Origin of the sequence: Scytonema sp. PCC 10023 (assembly GCF_963920835.1) — a bacterium.
Lineage (GTDB): Bacteria > Cyanobacteriota > Cyanobacteriia > Cyanobacteriales > Nostocaceae > Kalymmatonema.
In genome coordinates, this window is record NZ_CAWUDP010000071.1 from 18,986 (window position 1) to 34,903 (window position 15,918).

Genomic DNA, 15,918 nt, shown 5'->3' on the forward strand with positions numbered 1-15,918 from the left:
TATAGCCCCTCAAGCTCCCCAATTAGTTAAAGTTAAGAAATATGAACGAACATGATTTACAAACTACAGTGACTCCACCTATCGCCGAAAAACAGCCGCAAGTATTGGAATTGCACGGAGATCAGCGAGTTGACAACTACTTTTGGATGCGTGAGCAGAACAATCCGAAAGTTATCGCTTATCTGGAAGCTGAGAACGCTTACACCAATGCGATGATGCAGCACACTGAAACGCTGCAAACAAAGCTCTACGAGGAAATGCTTGGTCGGATTAAAGAAACCGATTTGTCAGTGCCATACCGTAAAGATGACTATTATTATTATTCACGTACTGAAGAAGGAAAAGCTTACCCAATTTTCTGCCGCAAAAAGGGCAGCCTCGACGCTCCCGAACAAGTGCTGCTAGATCAAAATGAACTAGCAAAAGAGCATGAATTTTTGAGCTTAGGTGTATTGCAAGTTAGCCCTAATCATCAAATCTTAGCTTATTCCATTGATACCAGTGGTGCTGAGCAATACACGCTTTTCTTTCTTGACCTTAAGACATTCGAGTTATACCCAGAAAGCATTTCTGAAACTAATTATTCTTTGGCTTGGGGTAATGATAATCAGACAGTATTATACACCAAAATTGATGAGGCAAACCGTCCCTTCCAACTATTTCGGCACAGTTTAGGCAATTCTGTTGATGAAGATGCTCTCATTTATCAAGAATCAGATGATGCTTACCATTTATATGTTGGGAAAACCCGGAGTCAGGCATACATCTTGATGAGTGTGGGTAGCACAATCACATCAGAAGTTCACTATTTGGATGCTAATAATCCCATCGGCTCTTTTCAATTAATCCACCCACGAAATACCGGGGTGCTATACGACGTTGACCATCACAGTGATGACTTTTACATTGTTACAAATGAGGAGGCAATCAACTTTAAACTGATGAAAACTCCGGTAGCCTCGCCAGCCAAAGAGAATTGGCAGACTGTCATTCCCCATCGAGAAGATATCCTGCTCTCAGGTGTTAGCCTGTTTGCCAATCACATGGTAATTTACGAAAGAAAGGGTGGATTGCCAATTGGGCGAGTGCAAAATTTATCGACAGGCAAGGAAGATAAAATTACCTTTCCAGAGCCAACCTACAATTTTTACGAAAGCAGTAACCCGGAATTTAACACGACTATCCTGCGGTTCAATTACACCTCTTTGATCACTCCGCAATCTGTGTTTGACTATGACATGGAAACAAATGAACGGGAGTTGAAAAAAGAAACAGAAGTTCTCGGTGGCTACGACAGAACTCAGTATAAGAGTGAGTGGCTGATGGCTACCGCCAAAGACGGTACACAAATTCCCATATCCATTGTTTACAAACAGGGAATCAAAAAAGATGGTAAAAATCCTTTGTATCTTACAGGATACGGTTCTTATGGTGCATCTTACCCGGCGTCTTTTTCTTCCAATCGACTTGCGCTGCTAGATCGTGGGATAGTGTTTGCTGTTGCACATATTCGTGGCGGCGAAGAAATGGGGCGCAAGTGGTATGAAGATGGCAAGTTCTTGAAGAAAAAGAACACCTTCACCGATTTTATTGCCTGTGCAGAATATTTGATTGGCGAAAAGTGGACATCGAGCGATCGCCTTGCCATTTCCGGCGGTAGTGCAGGCGGTTTATTGATGGGAGCAGTGATGAATATGCGTCCCGACCTTTTTAAAGTCGTCGTTGCTGATGTACCCTTTGTAGACGTAGTGACGACTATACTGGATACTTCCCTACCGCTGTCAGTCATGGAATGGGAAGAATGGGGTAATCCCAACGACAAAGTTTATTACGACTACATGAAGTCCTACTCGCCCTACGATAACGTCGAGGCGAAGGATTACCCAGATATCCTCATCGTTGCTGGCTTGAATGATTCTCGTGTCAAATATTGGGAGCCAGCCAAATGGACGGCAAAACTACGAGAACTTAAAACAGATAACAACATTCTCCTACTTAAAACTAATATGGGTGCAGGACACGGCGGCGCATCTGGGCGTTATGAAAGTTTGAAAGAATTAGCTTTTGAGTACGCCTTTGTTTTAGATAGGTTAGGTTTAGGATGCAGTGAAAGCTAAGTACAGTGGTTTGTAGGGACACAACAATGTGCATTGGTGTTAACTTATACCGTTTCTGCGTGAAGCTGCAATGTATTTTACCCCCCGGCTAACGCCGTCCCCCCGCGAGCTCGGGGGGACTACAGGGGGGTTTTATAAGGCGCACCTTCATACAGAATTGGTATTAGTGAATTAATTGAACAATGGGCAAGAGACACTGCGGACTAAAGTCCTACGTGTCGGGCTTCATCCGCTTCATAAAGCATGGACAAATATGCGAGCGCCTTGGTGGCGAGGCGGTTTGATTAGTTAGATTTGGTAACTATGTGATACGAAAACCGCCTCGCCACCGCCTCAAAGAGAAATCTTTCTTGGGTATGAATGGATAAGGCTGGGCATATTTGTCTATTTCAGACCCAACCCCTCTCGCGCATAGTAGGGGTTCTCACCCTCCCGCTATACTTTGATAGTTTGAACACAGGTTTCTCATAAGCATTTTTAAATATAGTACATATTTTCCATTTGTTGCCTAGTTGCTTGTCGCTCACAAAGGTCTTGAAGGGTACATTTTTGCAACACAGAGTAAGCTGCTTGATTTGCTTGTTCCCAAACTTCCTCAATCACCTCATTGTCTACTGTTTGAGGAGTGGAATCGGGAGCAGACACAGCATCTACACCTTCAATACAGTTCAACACATCCAAAACCGTAATCTTTTTGGGGTCTCGTGCTAAGACATAACCACCTTTTGACCCGCGAACGCTCTTAATCAAACCCCCATTCCTCAATGTTGCTAGGATCTGCTCTAAGTAACGTGTTGGTATACTTTGTAGCGCTGCTATGCCTCGAATGTGTAAAGATTCGTCGCTATGATAACGCTTTGCCAGTTCTAGCAGGGCTAAAATTGCATATTCAAGTTTGTTTGAAAGTTTCATCAGCGCACAGCCCTTACTAGCTGGTTGCTTTTACTTTAGAAACTTCTATTCATAAAAGCAAATGTTTGTTTTTATCAAAATTATAAATAAATTTTATTAACAGAAAGAACAGAGGCGTCAGTCGCCAGAATTCAGAACGAAGGTTAAGCGACGCTCGGTTGAGTAAAGGGGTTTAAATAACGACAACAGCAGGGTGTTCACTTTCGTTGGGGTCTGAATCCAGGGGCGTACATTGATTCTGACTCCTGAATTCTGACTTTTGACTTCTTCTTCAATAAAACACTACTAGGACTTACGCATTGACAAAAGTCCTCAAATATGGGTGTCCATTTTTCGACTGTAGGGTGGGCAGTGTCCTAAACTTATGTCGGGAGCATCAGGTTTTACTGAGCACTGCCCACCCTACACCTCACTTTCTTTTCTTACCATCGGGAAAAGCACCAAAAAGTGCAGTGGTTAAAAATAGTTAGCGTTACTTTGACTTAATAAGTCTTGGCAATATCAAGTCAACGGAACATTGCTGTCAAATATTTGTTTTACCACAATGTCTATCAAATCATCGTAAGATGACGTTTTAACAAAGTAGGAGCAAGCCCCTAAAGTAGCGGCTTGAATCAAATCATCTGGATCGTCAGAGACACTCATTACCAAAACTGGTAAATGTTTCAATTTGGGATGCCGCTTAACCCATTCAAGTAACTCAAAACCAGACACATCGGGCAGCCTGATATTTGTCAATATCATCACTGGTAGTGGATAACGCTCTGTGTTACCGTAAGGCTCCTTACCCGACAAGTAGTTTATAGCTTCTTGCCCATTTTCAACGACTTGAAAAGAGACTGGTAATTCAGCGAATTCAAATGAACTGACGATTAAAAATCGTGCATCAGGCTCGTCTTCGACTAACAAAATGGTTTTGCAGGTTTCACCCATTAGTAAAAAGCAATCGAAACACTCCACTATTTACAAAGTAACTAGTTCTGTTGTCCTCTAACTTCTACTCTTGGAATTGATTATTATTAAATTTATATGTGTCTGGGAATACTTTGTCACCGAGATTACATAACAAATTAACAATTATATCTATCAGATGGTGGTAAAACATTCGCTAACGTTTACTAATACTAGAAAATGGATAAACACCAACATAACGCCAATCCCCCCTGCTATTTTCCTCCATTGCCGAACGGGGGGATTTCTTAATGTATATTTTGTTTTTTCAATCCAATAAAATTGTAAAAAAGTCTATCGAATGGAGGTACAAAATTACGTAATAAAAATGTTTAACTCTGAAGAGATAGCACTATAGCATATTACATTTAATCCCTCTTTAAACAGGGCTTTTTTCTAGTAATGAGTAAGAATTAGAAAATATCGGCAGGGTCAGCAAACTGTAACTTACGCTCCTTAGCGATCGCTCCCGATGCAACACACATGACAATAGTCAGAAACAGCACGAGTGTGGCACGATTCAATGTCATTTGAACGGGAAGTAGCGTCGCCTTTGCAATGACTGCGAAAAGTCCGAGTGAAATAGTAAATCCCGGAATAACTTTTTCAACCCCTCGAACTCACGTTCATTTAAAGCCGTGGTTTTATAAATAAATATTATAAAACAAAAAACATAGATTTTATTTATAAGGATGGCTGGCTGAAAACCCTTGAGGATGTGACTCTCCTGAGTCGGTCACATCCGTGATGCCGACAAGGGATGAAAGCCGCCTACGTAGGCTGTCTTCCTACCGTGATATCTTCTCTTGCCATTCTTTCTATAGTGTCTGACAAGCTATTGGCTTTAAATTCAATTTGCTTACTTTCAAGCCAGTCCTTAGCTGTTTGAGTCAAAGTTAATGTCAACTTAGTTTTCTTTTCTCCATAAATTTTTTTTCTAGGCATTACAACCTCACTTTTGTGTTATAGTCGTATTGTATACGACGTAAATAAAGGAAGTGATAAAGTCTTGCTAACAAATTACGTATACAAGTTGCGTCCTAACATTACTCAGCAATCTAAAATGGGTAGCTGGGTTGATATGCTCAGAAGTCATTACAACTGGTGTTTGAATGACCGATTGACTCAATATAGCCAACAGTATATTCAAGGTAATTACTGCGACATAAAAACTAAAGCTGTTCGCGAAGCGTCTCCGCGAGGAGAAGCTTGCCCACTAACGTGTTTTGTTAGCAAGAATGGTGCAACGGGTGAACCCTGGAAAGATTCTCAACATAAAAATCCTAGACGTGGCGCTGGTGATATTCAAATTACTGCATTACCAGAATTGAAAAAAGCTAGACCCTGGTATGCTGAAATAGATTCGACAGTTTTGCAGCAAAACGTAAAGCGTCTTGATGTTGCGTACAAGAACTTTTTTGAGGGTCGTGGATTCCCTAAATTCAAAAATCGCTCTAATTTCACATCTTTTACTTACCAAATGGGTGTAAAAGTACAGGGTAGCAAAATCTATTTACCAAAATTGGGATGGATGCGTTTTTACAATTCCCGCCCAATACCCCCTGGTTTCACCATTAAAGCTGCCACAATTCGTAAGCGCCAAGATGGTTGGTATGTTTCTATTAGAATTGAAGACAAGACACTACCAGACTACGTTGCCAAACTTTTGACCGACGTTAACAAAATAATCGGTTGTGATTTAGGGATTACAAAATTAGTCCACCTTTCTGACAACCATCAAATTGAAAATCCTAAATTTGCAAGCAATAAAAAGACTAAGCGTACTTTAAAGATTAGGCAAAGACGTATCAGTAAGAAACTGAAAGGTAGCAATAATCGTAAAAAGTGTACTAATCAAGTAGGACTGTTGCATAAAAGAATTACTGATAAACGTCAAGCTTACCAATGGAAGACAGCTAATAAAATTGTTTCTAGAAACATTGATGCTATCGCTCTAGAGAATCTCAATGTTTCTGGAATGAAGCGTCGTTGTAAGCCAAAAGTAGACGAGAATACTGGTAGATTCTTAAAGAATGGACAGTCGAGAAAGAAAGGTTTAAATCGTTCTATTTCTGATGCTAGTTGGGCTGAATTGATTTTAAAAATCGAGTATCTAGCTGTAAAGTTAGGAAAGGTTGTAATTAAAGTTAATCCAAAACACTCTAGCCAGCAATGTCGTAACTGTGGCCATATTGATGAGTCGAATAGAGATGGTGAGAAATTCATTTGTTCTCAATGTGGATACATGACGAATGCTGATATTGGTGCTGCAAAAACCATTAGAGATAGAGCATTTTCTATAGTACGGGGGGACTCCTCGGAACTTAAACGCCCGAAACAACGGCTATGAGAAATCACCACGCACTCCCGTGCAAACGTGGTGAGCCTGGGAACCTGATTAATCAGGATATTAAGGTAGCGATGTCTTAAGAATCCCCGTCTCTTTAGAGCGGGGAGTGTCAAATAACAGTCTTCCTGGTTGTAGGTTAATCGAGCCTGATGAGATTGCGGAGCTTGCCTTATTCTTGTGCACTGAACAAGCCAGAATACTTCGAGGTCCTGTGATTGATGCCTCTTTAGGACTTGGCGTGAACCCTGGAACTCTTACAAACTTTATGAAGGATAGCAACCAAATTTCTGTCAGCAATAGTAATGCACAGAAAAGCGATGGCTCTGAAAAAACAACCAGTAATTTTGCTATGGAGCCTCTTGACTTGGAATGGATACGTGCTCAATTTCCGGCTCTTACACAAAAAATCAACGGTCAACCTACTATTTTCTTTGATGGACCAGGTGCTACTCAGGTACCTGAGTCAGTACTAGATGCAATCAGTAACTATCTGGTGAAGTCAAACGCTAATGCATACGGAGCTTTTGCCACAAGTGCACGTACAGTTGCGTTGATTGCCTCGGCTCGTGCTGCGATGGCTGATTTTTTGGGTTGCAGTAGCGATGAGGTGGTATTCGGTGCTAACATGACTACGCTCACCTTCACCTTGAGCCGAGCTATTGGTCGAGAACTGCAACCAGGTGATGAAATTATTGTTACCCGACTTGACCATTTTGCCAATGTTTCTCCTTGGTATCTATTGGAGGAACAAGGTGCAATTATCCGCGTTGTTGATATCAACGTCGCAGACTGCACCTTAGATATGAGCGATTTGGCACAGCAGATTAATCACCGCACAAAGTTGGTAGCCGTGTGTTACGCTTCCAACGCTGTGGGAACAATCAACGATATACCAGCAATAGTAGAGCTTGCACATGCTGTGGGTGCTTGGGTTTTCGTCGATGCAGTTCATTATGCTCCTCACGGGTCGATTAATGTACATGCGCTAGGCTGTGACTTTCTTGCTTGTTCTGCTTACAAGTTTTTTGGGACGCACGTTGGTATTCTTTATGGTAAGCGGGAACATCTTAGCCGACTCACTCCATACAAAGTAAAATCTTCCTCAAATGAAGTATCATCGCGCTGGGAAACAGGAACATTGAATTATGAGGGTTTAGCCGGTGTGGTGGCGGCAGTTAACTATTTAGCAAAACTAGGTTGTCATGTTACGGGCGCATCTGCCGATCATAATCGCCGTGCTGCCTTAGTAGCAGCAATGTCAGCAATTCAGCAATATGAAAGAGAACTTAGCCACAAGCTGATTTCAGGACTATTGCAGATTCCTGGCTTAAGTTTTTACGGCATCACTGATGCGAGTCGTTTTGCTTGGCGAACACCAACCGTAGCAATTCGACTGGCTGGACAAACGCCAGAATTTACGGCTAAAGCTTTAGGCGATCGCGGAATCTTTGTTTGGCATGGTCATTTCTATGCCCTAAATTTGATTGAGAAGCTAGGCGTAGAAGTAAGTGGCGGCTTACTACGAATTGGGCTGCTACATTATAATACAGCCGAAGAGATTCATCAGGTGTTGCAAGTTTTAACTTCCTTGCCGTAAGTCCCCCACTGAAACGGTACTCTGTTCAGTGGCGGGATTGCTCTGGCGGGCGGCAATGAGGGCATCTCCAACTTAAACCGACCGCTCTTCGGTGAAGGAGGAGATGTCGGAAGAGTCGCCAATCTCTGGGGTCGGTAGTCGCTTGATATAGTCAAGGGAGCACTTCGGCTGATCTTGGGTAAGGTTGCTATTACGCCGGGAGCGATCGCTCTCGATGCAACACACATCACAACAGTCATAAATGGAACATTAACCAGCTTCATCTAGCACCCCCAGGAGACTCCCGCCACATCCGTTAAGGATTGGCGGTAGTGGCGTTGGGGTTCGCTGTGAGAAAATGTCAATGATTGACTGTGCTCATATGTTCAGCCGAATACCGCTCACCTGCTGCAATTCCTTTAGGTACCACCTCATCAAGAAGACGCAAATCCTCTGGGGTGAGGGTAATTTGGGTTGCTGCCACATTTTCTTCTAAATAAGCGCGGCGTTTTGTGCCAGGGATAGGAACAATGTCGTCGCCTTGAGCTAAAATCCATGCCAATGCTAGTTGACTGGGTGTCGCGCCTTTTTCAGCGGCGATCGCTTTGACTTGCTCTACCAATTGCAGATTCTTGTCAAAGTTCTCGCCTTGGAAGCGTGGGGAAGCCCTACGATAATCGTCTGGTGCTAAATCATCTGGACTCTTGATTGCTCCTGAGAGAAATCCCCGTCCCAGAGGACTGTAGGCGACAAAGCCAATGCCCAACTCTCGCAAGGTCGATAAAATTTCATCTTCTGGTTCGCGGCTCCACAGGGAATACTCGGTCTGCAACGCCGTGATCGGATGAACTGCAGCTGCCCGACGAATTGTCGCAGGAGCTGCTTCGGAAATACCGAGGTAGCGCACTTTGCCTTGCTGTACAAGTTCTGCCATCGCTCCAATCGTTTCTTCAATTGGCACATTCGGGTCAACACGATGCTGATAGTAAAGGTCAATAGTATCTACGCCTAAACGCTGGAGTGAAGCATCGCAAGCCTGGTGCACATATTCTGGTTTGCCACTAATACCCAACCATCCGCCATCCGCTGTGCGGACATTGCCGAACTTGGTTGCTAGCACGACCTGATCTCGACGGTCTTGGATGGCTCGACCAACTAACTGCTCGTTGGTAAAGGGACCGTACATATCAGCGGTATCAAGGAAGTTCACACCGAGGTCAAGAGCATGATGAATCGTGGCGATCGCTTCAGACTCATCGCTATTTCCATAGAACTCAGACATACCCATACAACCGAGTCCCAGTTCTGAAACAACCAGTCCTTGATGTCCCAGTTTTCTCCTTTTCATAACACTTTCTCCTTGTTTGACTTTCTGCTTATTTGCATTTATTGCAAGTTAGACTATCTCTGGAAAGCAGGTCGCTACACCTACTGTGCGCTCGCCACTGATAAATTTTTCCAATATGCCTTGGGTGTCGTCCCTGTCAGTTTGCGAAAGTGTTTGGTAAAGTGGCTTTGATTGGCAAAACCGCACGCCAAAGCAACATCACAAATCGTCATCTTTTGGCTCTTGAGCAACTGTTTTGCTCGTTCTACGCGCAACTGAAGGACGTATTGGTAAGGACTTATACCCAATGATTGCTTAAACAGTTGGCAGAAGTAGTATTGGCTTATTCCCGCCATTTCTGCTAGCGTGGTCAATTTTATTTCCGAGTCAACATGGCTGTGAATATACTCAATAATTTGTCTTAATTGAGACTTAGACAATCCATCAACATACGTTGATATTTGAGGTTTTTTAGCACAATATTTTTTTAACAAATGAAGAACTAGCGTCGTTTTCAACTGCTCAACATAGAAATTATCTCCTTGATTTGTTGACTCTAGTTCGTCTTTAAGCGATAATAATATACCCAAAATCAGCGGATCTTGTAATGTGGCAAAGTGAGGAATCAGTTCAATGTCCTCAGGTGCTGCGACTTCCACACCTAACTGTATCAAAAGGTTAGGGTCAATAGCCACAAACATGAATTGAACCTCTTTTTGCCATAAGCAACGGTGGAGTGTCCCAGCCGGAATAATCGCTGTGGTTCCTTTCGTCTGGTATTCGCTTTCTCTATGTCCGTCAAACCATCTTTCTGTGGAACCAACGTCTAAGGCAATACTGATAGTATGCATTGTCAGGCAATGCTCTGGGGTATCGTGACTAGGCTGATGATGATGCTCAAAATGAATACCGCTCCATTCTGTATGCAAACTGGTTAACACAGGTGGGTTAGGAAAAATTGCAAGAGAAGCTCCTTGCTCTTTGAAATCAACGAGCAAAGGCTTTTCCTGGTTTAATCGCTGGCAGTTGCTCATCTTTGGGTAAGCTAGATACAACAGGAGCAAGCGCTATCTGGGTCATGCTTAAATTTTTCTAGATTTCCAGACTTTAGCCAATATTCAAACCAATTTGATATGGTAATGAATTCGGTAGCAAAATTTCATTGATTTAAATCAAGCAGCAGGTGAATTCACAAGCGTGACCGAAAGACGCGTTCGCGTAATCATCCCATCGCGCTCTAGCCTCGTCAATGCCCGGGAGAGGGTTTCAGGCGTAAGACCCAAATCAGCAGCAATATCTTTGAGGGGGCGGTCAAAGTTAACGACGGTTTGTTCTTCAGACTGTGTTTGATAGCGTAGATATCGCAGCAGTCGCTCGTGCGCTGCCCGAATATCTCGCAACTCTATGCGTATTTTCAAATCCTCGATTTTCCGCACTAGCATTGCCATGAAATCTTCTGCTAAATCTGAATTGTTACGGATTGCTGACAAAAGAAGTTCTTTGGGATAGATAATCACCCGCGAATTCACTTCTGCTACTGCGGTACACGGGTAAGTTTCTGAGAACAAGGCAATTTCAGCTATACCCTCCCCAGAACCAGCAATCTGTAAAGTCACCTCTTTGTCGCCACTGGTGTAGCGGACAAGTCTAACTCGTCCCGTTTCTACAACAAAAAAAGATAATGCCAAGTCTCCTTGTTGAAAGAGGTTTTCTCCTGCTGCTAAGTCACGGTGTACAATTGCATTCCGTAACTCTACTGGCAAGGTATCCAACGTCAACAAATCCATACAGCCTTCTCCGATTTTGGATTTTTAGATTTTGGATGAATAGAGTAGATTGTCGTTTTTCGGAATTTGTTAGCTGGCTAAATAAATGGTGAAAAAACAAGCTTCAAGTTAGGTTATTGCGAACCTGCAAAAGCAACCGACGCAACACAAATTGCTCTTCCTGTGTCAAGTTAGCTAATATCCGTTTTTCTAGAAGATTCCAAGCACAGGTGACTGGTTCTTGGAGCGATCGCCCCGCCTGTGTCAAGTAAATCCGGCAAATTCGCGCATCTTCTTCATCTTTACGTCGCTCCAAAAATCCAGCTTTTTCCATCCTGTGTATCATTTTTGTGAGAGTTGGGGCTTCGACTTGCATCAATGAAGCCAGTTCAGATTGGATTAACCCATCGTGTTCCCACAGATGCATGAGCAAAATTTCTTGCCCAGTATGCAATCCTAGTTCAGCCAAAACCGTAGCAGCTTGATTGCGGTGTGCCTTACACACTTGCACCATCAAACAGCACAAGGTTTCTTGTATGGGTTTTTCAGACATATATGAGTTATATTTAGCCAGCTAAATAAAATGTACAATGTTTGATGAACATTTAGCAACTTGTCGTTAGTGTAGAAAACCCGACAAGATTTTGCAGGCATTGGAATATTTTTAGCAATATCAGGCAAGACAGCCAGCCCTAGCTCATATAATCTCTATTTGATGCAGTTATTACAAAACCCTGCTCTTTACATCGAGGTGAAGTACTGATTCTGCAATGATGCCTAATGCATCACCAACTTGCTAGACAGCATTTTTTAGAAACTTCTCCATTGAGTAGTTAACAAAACTCTCTCCCCTGCGTTCCACTTGTTGTTCCCTAATGATCTCGAAGCCCATGTGCAAGAAAAATGGCTTTGCGGTAATACTTGCTTCGGTGTACAAGCGATTCATTCCTAATTCACGAGCCTTTGTCTCAATCGCACGGTAAATTTGACTGCCGATACCCATTCGTTGATAATTTTTATGGCAGTAGAAGCAGTCTATATGCCCGCTCAACTCTAACTCGCCAAAACCTGCAATCACACCTTGATCATCAGCAACATAAGTGAGTCGTTCAGAACAAACCTTTGCCCAGTTTCTAAAATGAATATTATCTGGTGCCCATGCCTTGACCTGATTGCTTGAGTACTCACGAATGTTGATTTCACGCACGGTATCGTGGAACAACTGCGCTATTTGCTCAGCGTCTTGCTCATGAAACAATCGTATTTTCATCTAAAACCTCCAGGAGACTCCCACTAAATCTGTAATCAGATTAGTGGTGAGAGGAATGGAGGGGAAATTGTGAGGTGTCCTTTGAACATCTTTGTGTACAACTACAAACAATGAGAAGGACGACCGAATAATTTCTAATCTCTCAGACTGCATAAGAGTAACCATCCTTTGCATGAATTCGTTTACAAAACTTGTGTGATATTCCTTGAACTAACCCATCTTTAGTTGAAATGTTAAAACTTCCAGAAGAACGGATTGCAACTTTCCCAACATAAATGCCAACCTTTTTACCTGTAGTAACGATAGCTTTCACAATGTCTCCAGTTTGAAAACCAAAGTGAATCTTTTCTCTAGGAACATGACGACTAGGAAAACCGTATTTATCTGTTCTGCATGACTGCCTAGAACCATGACCGTTAGCTGTAATCAACAATAGTTTAACTGCCTTAATGATTAGTCTTGCTGGGGTTGATTTACCAACACAAGCAGCATCAATCCAGTGTGTTTTGTCCAACTTTTGTTGACTACGATTGAACTTTGTTAATCCTCCTGAACCTATTTCTACGGGTAGTCCTGTTTCTTTCAGGACGTTCAATAATGCAAACCTTGTTGTGTTTACGGCTGCTGCGTCTGCTAATGCTTTATTGGCTTGTCTCAGAATCTTATCTAACTTTGAAGGGTCTTTTTTAAGAAACTCTTTGATGTCCCTAGTCCCTTTCTTAAGGTTACATTTCTGACAACTTAAGGTGAGGTTTGTGATTGAGTTAGAACCTCCTTTTGCTCTTGGATGAATATGCTCTATCTGAAGTGGAACGTCTTTCACTCCACAGTAAGCACACTGCCTGTTCCACTTTTCTAATAGAAACTCTCTTGTCTCGTAACCCGCTAAAGTGCCTTGCTGATATTCCTTACCTTGAATATCTGGATTATGCATCAATTGCATATCAAAGCGAACTAATTCCTGACTAATAGCTTCGATTGGAGCAAAACGGCATAGCTTGTTAACCCAGGTTTTAATATTTTCAACACGACTTTGCAAGCTTGGGGCTAACCAGTCTTGTGGGCGTGTTCTATTTAAAAACCGTGGTTTCCTATACCTAGTTTTTCTAGCACGTCTACCACGTCTTAATTGTCTTCGAGAGGTTAAAGCTTCTCGAATTGCAAAACCTTTGTGCTTTAGTTCTGCCGCAAAAACTATTTCACCAGTAAAATCGTTAACTAATGCAATTCCTGTCTGTTTAGCGCCAGGGTCTATTTTTAATCTCAACGGGTGAATAGGTGCTTCTGGACGTGACTCTTTCAAGATGATGGTGAAAGGGAATTTTCGGTAAATAGCTGCTTTTTTGTTTCGTAATAGTTGTCTCGCTTGTGCTGGGTGAATTGGATCTAAAGGTCGTTTGTCGGCATTTAAAACAAATATTTTGGACATAAGTCCCTCCTTACGGGTAAAGTTAGCCTAGACAAAGATTTAAAGGCTTTTTGCGCTAACAGCACTGACTCAAACCCAATGACTCTGTTTAACTGTTAACCTTAGAGCTACAAACTGGCTGCGCATTTGTAGGTAAGATGACCTAAAAATCGTAGTAACTAAATACTTAGTCGGGTAAACTCTGGGCGTATTTATTGCCCCCACTGGAACTGTACTCAGTTCAGTGGTGGGTAGTTTACTTTCATCGAAGCCTTCACTGGCTAAGTATTTATTATTCTGCTTACCGTATTTGCCGTACCATCTGCCTTCTCAATACTACTCCTTCTCAAACTTATTTGAGTCCAAAGTGTTGATGCAACGCAGGAGATACTCGTTCAAACATTCTTGCTCCTGTGGACTGAGGTTCGAGAACAGCCGCGCTTCAATCTCGTCGGCAATGCGATCGCCTTGTTCCAATAAAGTCTCGCCACGTGGAGTCAAATGAGTTTCAACAGCTCGACCTCGTGAAGGCGGACGACGGGTAATGAGTCCTGCCTGCTCTAAACGTTGCAGCATAGTCGCCACGGCTTGTGGAGTCACGAAGGCAATGCGCGCAATGTCAGCACCCGAAGCTCCAGGGTGTTCGCGCAAAATCCGCAGCGTGCCCCATTGTGCGACACTCAACCCAAGTGGAGAAAGGGCAGCATCGAGGGCAACTTCAACGACGGCTTGTGCTCGATAAAGGTTAAGAATTTTGCGGTAGTTAATGGACTGATTCACGTCGGCTCCCTACTTAACACAGCCCAAAATCGGTGCTAATTCTATTTTGGCTGAATTCATTTCTATATAAAAACATTGACAATCACTCTTTTATATATAAAATTGTTGATATAAAAGTATTGACATAGAAATTGAGTTAACTGGTTTTAACCTGCATCAATGACGTTGAGCGTATCTCCACGTTCAGGTTCAGTCTTGGGCTTATATGTTTAGCCAACACAGCAGAATCTATACAGGAATCAGCATTATGAACTTCCAACCAATATCAAAGCCTTTCATACTACCAAAACCTTCAAAACGGTGGACGGTAGCTCTCATGATTGCTGCTACCGCCATCACAAGCGCAACGCTTTACTATGGTTTTTCCCAGATTGGGCATCAAAGTAAACCATCAGAAGCTGTGAAAACTATTTCAACGATTCGGCAAATTACTGCTCTCGGACGGCTGCAACCGGAAGCAGAGGTTATCCGAGTGTCTACACCTGTGACGCTTAGGAATGACCGGATTGCTCAATTGTTCGTGCAAAGAGGCGATCGCCTAAAAGTCAATCAAGTCATTGCGGTTTTAGCTAGCCGGGATCGCCTCCAAAACGCCCTACTCGAAGCACAAAAACAAGTGAAAGTGGCGCAAGCTGAACTCGCCAAAGTGAAAGCTGGCGCAAAATCTGGAGAGATTGCCGCACAGAAAGCCGAAATAGCTCGCCTTGAACAACAACTCCGGGGTGAGATTGCTTCTCAAACAGCCACGATTGCCCGTTGGCAATCTGAAGTGAACATCGCCAATGCTGAATACAAGCGCTATTTATCGCTATTTAAAGAAGGGGCGATCGCAGCTTCTGAGCGAGATAAAAAGCGGCTTGCCTTAGAAACTGCTCAAGCACAGCTTAACGAAGTCAGGGCAAATCAAAATCGCACAGCAGACACGCTACAACAGCAAATCAAGCAAGCAAAAGCCACATTGGAAAAAATCGCAGAAGTGCGTCCGGTTGATGTGGAAGCAGCCCAGGCTGAGATAGACAAGGCAGTAGCTGGTGTCAAAAAAGCTGAAGCTGACTTTGCTGAAGTCTATATCCGCGCACCCATGACAGGACGAATTCTGGAAATTCATGCCAGACCAGGAGAAGCCGTTGGTGATAAAGGTATCGTTGACCTCGGACAAACTGACCAAATGGAAGTGGTTGCAGAGATTTATCAAACTGATATTGGCAAAATTTATCAAGGGCAACAAGCAATCATCACTAGCGAATCATTCCCTGGAGAAATCCGTGGAACCGTTCGCCTGATTGGGTTACAGGTGACTCAACAAGAAGTTACCAGCGGAGAACCAGGAGAGAACCTCGACCGCAGAATCGTGGAAGTACGAATTCGCCTTAATCCGGAAGACAGCAAGCGAGTTGCAAACTTGACGAATATGCAAGTACAAGCCGCTATCCAGCTTTAGGCGTTGCTGAATTGAGGTAT

15 protein-coding genes are annotated in these 15,918 nt (G+C 43.0%); 4 read left to right on the forward strand and 11 right to left on the reverse strand.

Going from position 1 to position 15,918, the window contains the following annotated elements; all coding sequences use genetic code 11:
• Window positions 1-41 precede the first annotated feature (41 nt).
• Window positions 42-2,117 carry a S9 family peptidase gene (locus ACM0OZ_RS33210; protein ID WP_414587108.1) on the forward strand — a complete coding sequence of 692 codons (2,076 nt, stop codon included), beginning with the start codon at window positions 42-44 and terminating at the stop codon, window positions 2,115-2,117.
• Window positions 2,118-2,594: 477 nt separating this feature from the next.
• On the opposite strand, the gene ACM0OZ_RS33215 is transcribed toward ACM0OZ_RS33210, so the two are convergent.
• From ACM0OZ_RS33215 to ACM0OZ_RS33225, 3 genes are all read right to left on the reverse strand, one after another.
• Entirely contained in the window at window positions 2,595-3,029 is a 435-nt protein-coding gene (locus ACM0OZ_RS33215; RefSeq protein WP_414587109.1) for an RrF2 family transcriptional regulator, read from the reverse strand.
• A 501-nt stretch (window positions 3,030-3,530) separates the two neighbouring features.
• On the reverse strand, window positions 3,531-3,962 hold the full coding sequence (locus tag ACM0OZ_RS33220; protein ID WP_414587110.1) for a response regulator: 432 nt from the start codon (window positions 3,960-3,962) through the stop codon (window positions 3,531-3,533).
• Window positions 3,963-4,751: 789 nt separating this feature from the next.
• A complete protein-coding gene (locus ACM0OZ_RS33225) occupies window positions 4,752-4,925 on the reverse strand; it encodes a hypothetical protein (protein WP_414587111.1) in 174 nt (57 codons plus the stop codon).
• Window positions 4,926-4,989: 64 nt separating this feature from the next.
• On the opposite strand from ACM0OZ_RS33225, the gene ACM0OZ_RS33230 reads away from it, so the two are divergent.
• Both ACM0OZ_RS33230 and ACM0OZ_RS33235 read left to right on the forward strand, forming a co-directional pair.
• Window positions 4,990-6,330, forward strand: coding sequence for an RNA-guided endonuclease InsQ/TnpB family protein (locus tag ACM0OZ_RS33230; RefSeq protein ID WP_414587112.1), 1,341 nt, complete (start codon window positions 4,990-4,992; stop codon window positions 6,328-6,330).
• 349 nt (window positions 6,331-6,679) lie between these two features.
• Window positions 6,680-7,927, forward strand: a complete 1,248-nt coding sequence (locus tag ACM0OZ_RS33235) for a cysteine desulfurase-like protein (protein WP_414587141.1) — start codon at window positions 6,680-6,682, stop codon at window positions 7,925-7,927.
• On the opposite strand, the gene ACM0OZ_RS33240 is transcribed toward ACM0OZ_RS33235, so the two are convergent.
• The 8 genes from ACM0OZ_RS33240 to ACM0OZ_RS33275 form a co-directional block, all read right to left on the reverse strand.
• On the reverse strand, window positions 7,894-8,190 hold the full coding sequence (locus ACM0OZ_RS33240) for a hypothetical protein (protein WP_414587113.1): 297 nt from the start codon (window positions 8,188-8,190) through the stop codon (window positions 7,894-7,896). The genes ACM0OZ_RS33235 and ACM0OZ_RS33240 overlap by 34 nt on opposite strands.
• Window positions 8,191-8,267: 77 nt before the next feature.
• Complete coding sequence (locus ACM0OZ_RS33245) at window positions 8,268-9,254, reverse strand: aldo/keto reductase (RefSeq protein ID WP_414587114.1); 987 nt, start codon at window positions 9,252-9,254, stop codon at window positions 8,268-8,270.
• Between the two features lie 80 nt (window positions 9,255-9,334).
• Window positions 9,335-10,231 carry a helix-turn-helix transcriptional regulator gene (locus tag ACM0OZ_RS33250; RefSeq protein WP_414587115.1) on the reverse strand — a complete coding sequence of 299 codons (897 nt, stop codon included), beginning with the start codon at window positions 10,229-10,231 and terminating at the stop codon, window positions 9,335-9,337.
• Between the two features lie 174 nt (window positions 10,232-10,405).
• Complete coding sequence (locus ACM0OZ_RS33255) at window positions 10,406-11,020, reverse strand: Crp/Fnr family transcriptional regulator (RefSeq protein WP_414587116.1); 615 nt, start codon at window positions 11,018-11,020, stop codon at window positions 10,406-10,408.
• A gap of 103 nt (window positions 11,021-11,123) precedes the next feature.
• Window positions 11,124-11,552: a MarR family winged helix-turn-helix transcriptional regulator gene (locus ACM0OZ_RS33260; protein ID WP_414587117.1), complete on the reverse strand. Its 429-nt coding sequence runs from the start codon at window positions 11,550-11,552 to the stop codon at window positions 11,124-11,126.
• A gap of 243 nt (window positions 11,553-11,795) precedes the next feature.
• Window positions 11,796-12,269 (reverse strand): GNAT family N-acetyltransferase, encoded by a 474-nt coding sequence (locus tag ACM0OZ_RS33265; protein ID WP_414587118.1) that lies wholly within the window; start codon window positions 12,267-12,269, stop codon window positions 11,796-11,798.
• A 142-nt stretch (window positions 12,270-12,411) separates the two neighbouring features.
• A complete protein-coding gene (gene iscB / locus ACM0OZ_RS33270) occupies window positions 12,412-13,698 on the reverse strand; it encodes an RNA-guided endonuclease IscB (protein ID WP_414587119.1) in 1,287 nt (428 codons plus the stop codon).
• A 315-nt stretch (window positions 13,699-14,013) separates the two neighbouring features.
• Entirely contained in the window at window positions 14,014-14,457 is a 444-nt protein-coding gene (locus ACM0OZ_RS33275) for a MarR family winged helix-turn-helix transcriptional regulator (protein ID WP_414587120.1), read from the reverse strand.
• 247 nt (window positions 14,458-14,704) lie between these two features.
• Here ACM0OZ_RS33275 and ACM0OZ_RS33280 point away from each other — a divergent pair, with 247 nt between their 5' ends.
• Window positions 14,705-15,898, forward strand: a complete 1,194-nt coding sequence (locus ACM0OZ_RS33280; RefSeq protein ID WP_414587121.1) for an ABC exporter membrane fusion protein — start codon at window positions 14,705-14,707, stop codon at window positions 15,896-15,898.
• The last annotated feature ends 20 nt before the right edge of the window (window positions 15,899-15,918 follow it).

What these genes read in the sequence shown, in the direction of transcription:
- ACM0OZ_RS33210 (WP_414587108.1), top strand. Translation starts at nt 42, where the DNA reads ATGAACGAACATGATTTACAAACTACAGTGACTCCACCTATCGCCGAA.
- ACM0OZ_RS33280 (WP_414587121.1), top strand. Translation starts at nt 14,705, where the DNA reads ATGAACTTCCAACCAATATCAAAGCCTTTCATACTACCAAAACCTTCA.
- ACM0OZ_RS33240 (WP_414587113.1), bottom strand. Translation starts at nt 8,190, where the DNA reads ATGAAGCTGGTTAATGTTCCATTTATGACTGTTGTGATGTGTGTTGCA.
- ACM0OZ_RS33220 (WP_414587110.1), bottom strand. Translation starts at nt 3,962, where the DNA reads ATGGGTGAAACCTGCAAAACCATTTTGTTAGTCGAAGACGAGCCTGAT.
- ACM0OZ_RS33235 (WP_414587141.1), top strand. Translation starts at nt 6,680, where the DNA reads ATGGAGCCTCTTGACTTGGAATGGATACGTGCTCAATTTCCGGCTCTT.
- ACM0OZ_RS33245 (WP_414587114.1), bottom strand. Translation starts at nt 9,254, where the DNA reads ATGAAAAGGAGAAAACTGGGACATCAAGGACTGGTTGTTTCAGAACTG.
- ACM0OZ_RS33225 (WP_414587111.1), bottom strand. Translation starts at nt 4,925, where the DNA reads ATGCCTAGAAAAAAAATTTATGGAGAAAAGAAAACTAAGTTGACATTA.
- ACM0OZ_RS33215 (WP_414587109.1), bottom strand. Translation starts at nt 3,029, where the DNA reads ATGAAACTTTCAAACAAACTTGAATATGCAATTTTAGCCCTGCTAGAA.
- ACM0OZ_RS33255 (WP_414587116.1), bottom strand. Translation starts at nt 11,020, where the DNA reads ATGGATTTGTTGACGTTGGATACCTTGCCAGTAGAGTTACGGAATGCA.
- ACM0OZ_RS33260 (WP_414587117.1), bottom strand. Translation starts at nt 11,552, where the DNA reads ATGTCTGAAAAACCCATACAAGAAACCTTGTGCTGTTTGATGGTGCAA.
- ACM0OZ_RS33265 (WP_414587118.1), bottom strand. Translation starts at nt 12,269, where the DNA reads ATGAAAATACGATTGTTTCATGAGCAAGACGCTGAGCAAATAGCGCAG.
- iscB (WP_414587119.1), bottom strand. Translation starts at nt 13,698, where the DNA reads ATGTCCAAAATATTTGTTTTAAATGCCGACAAACGACCTTTAGATCCA.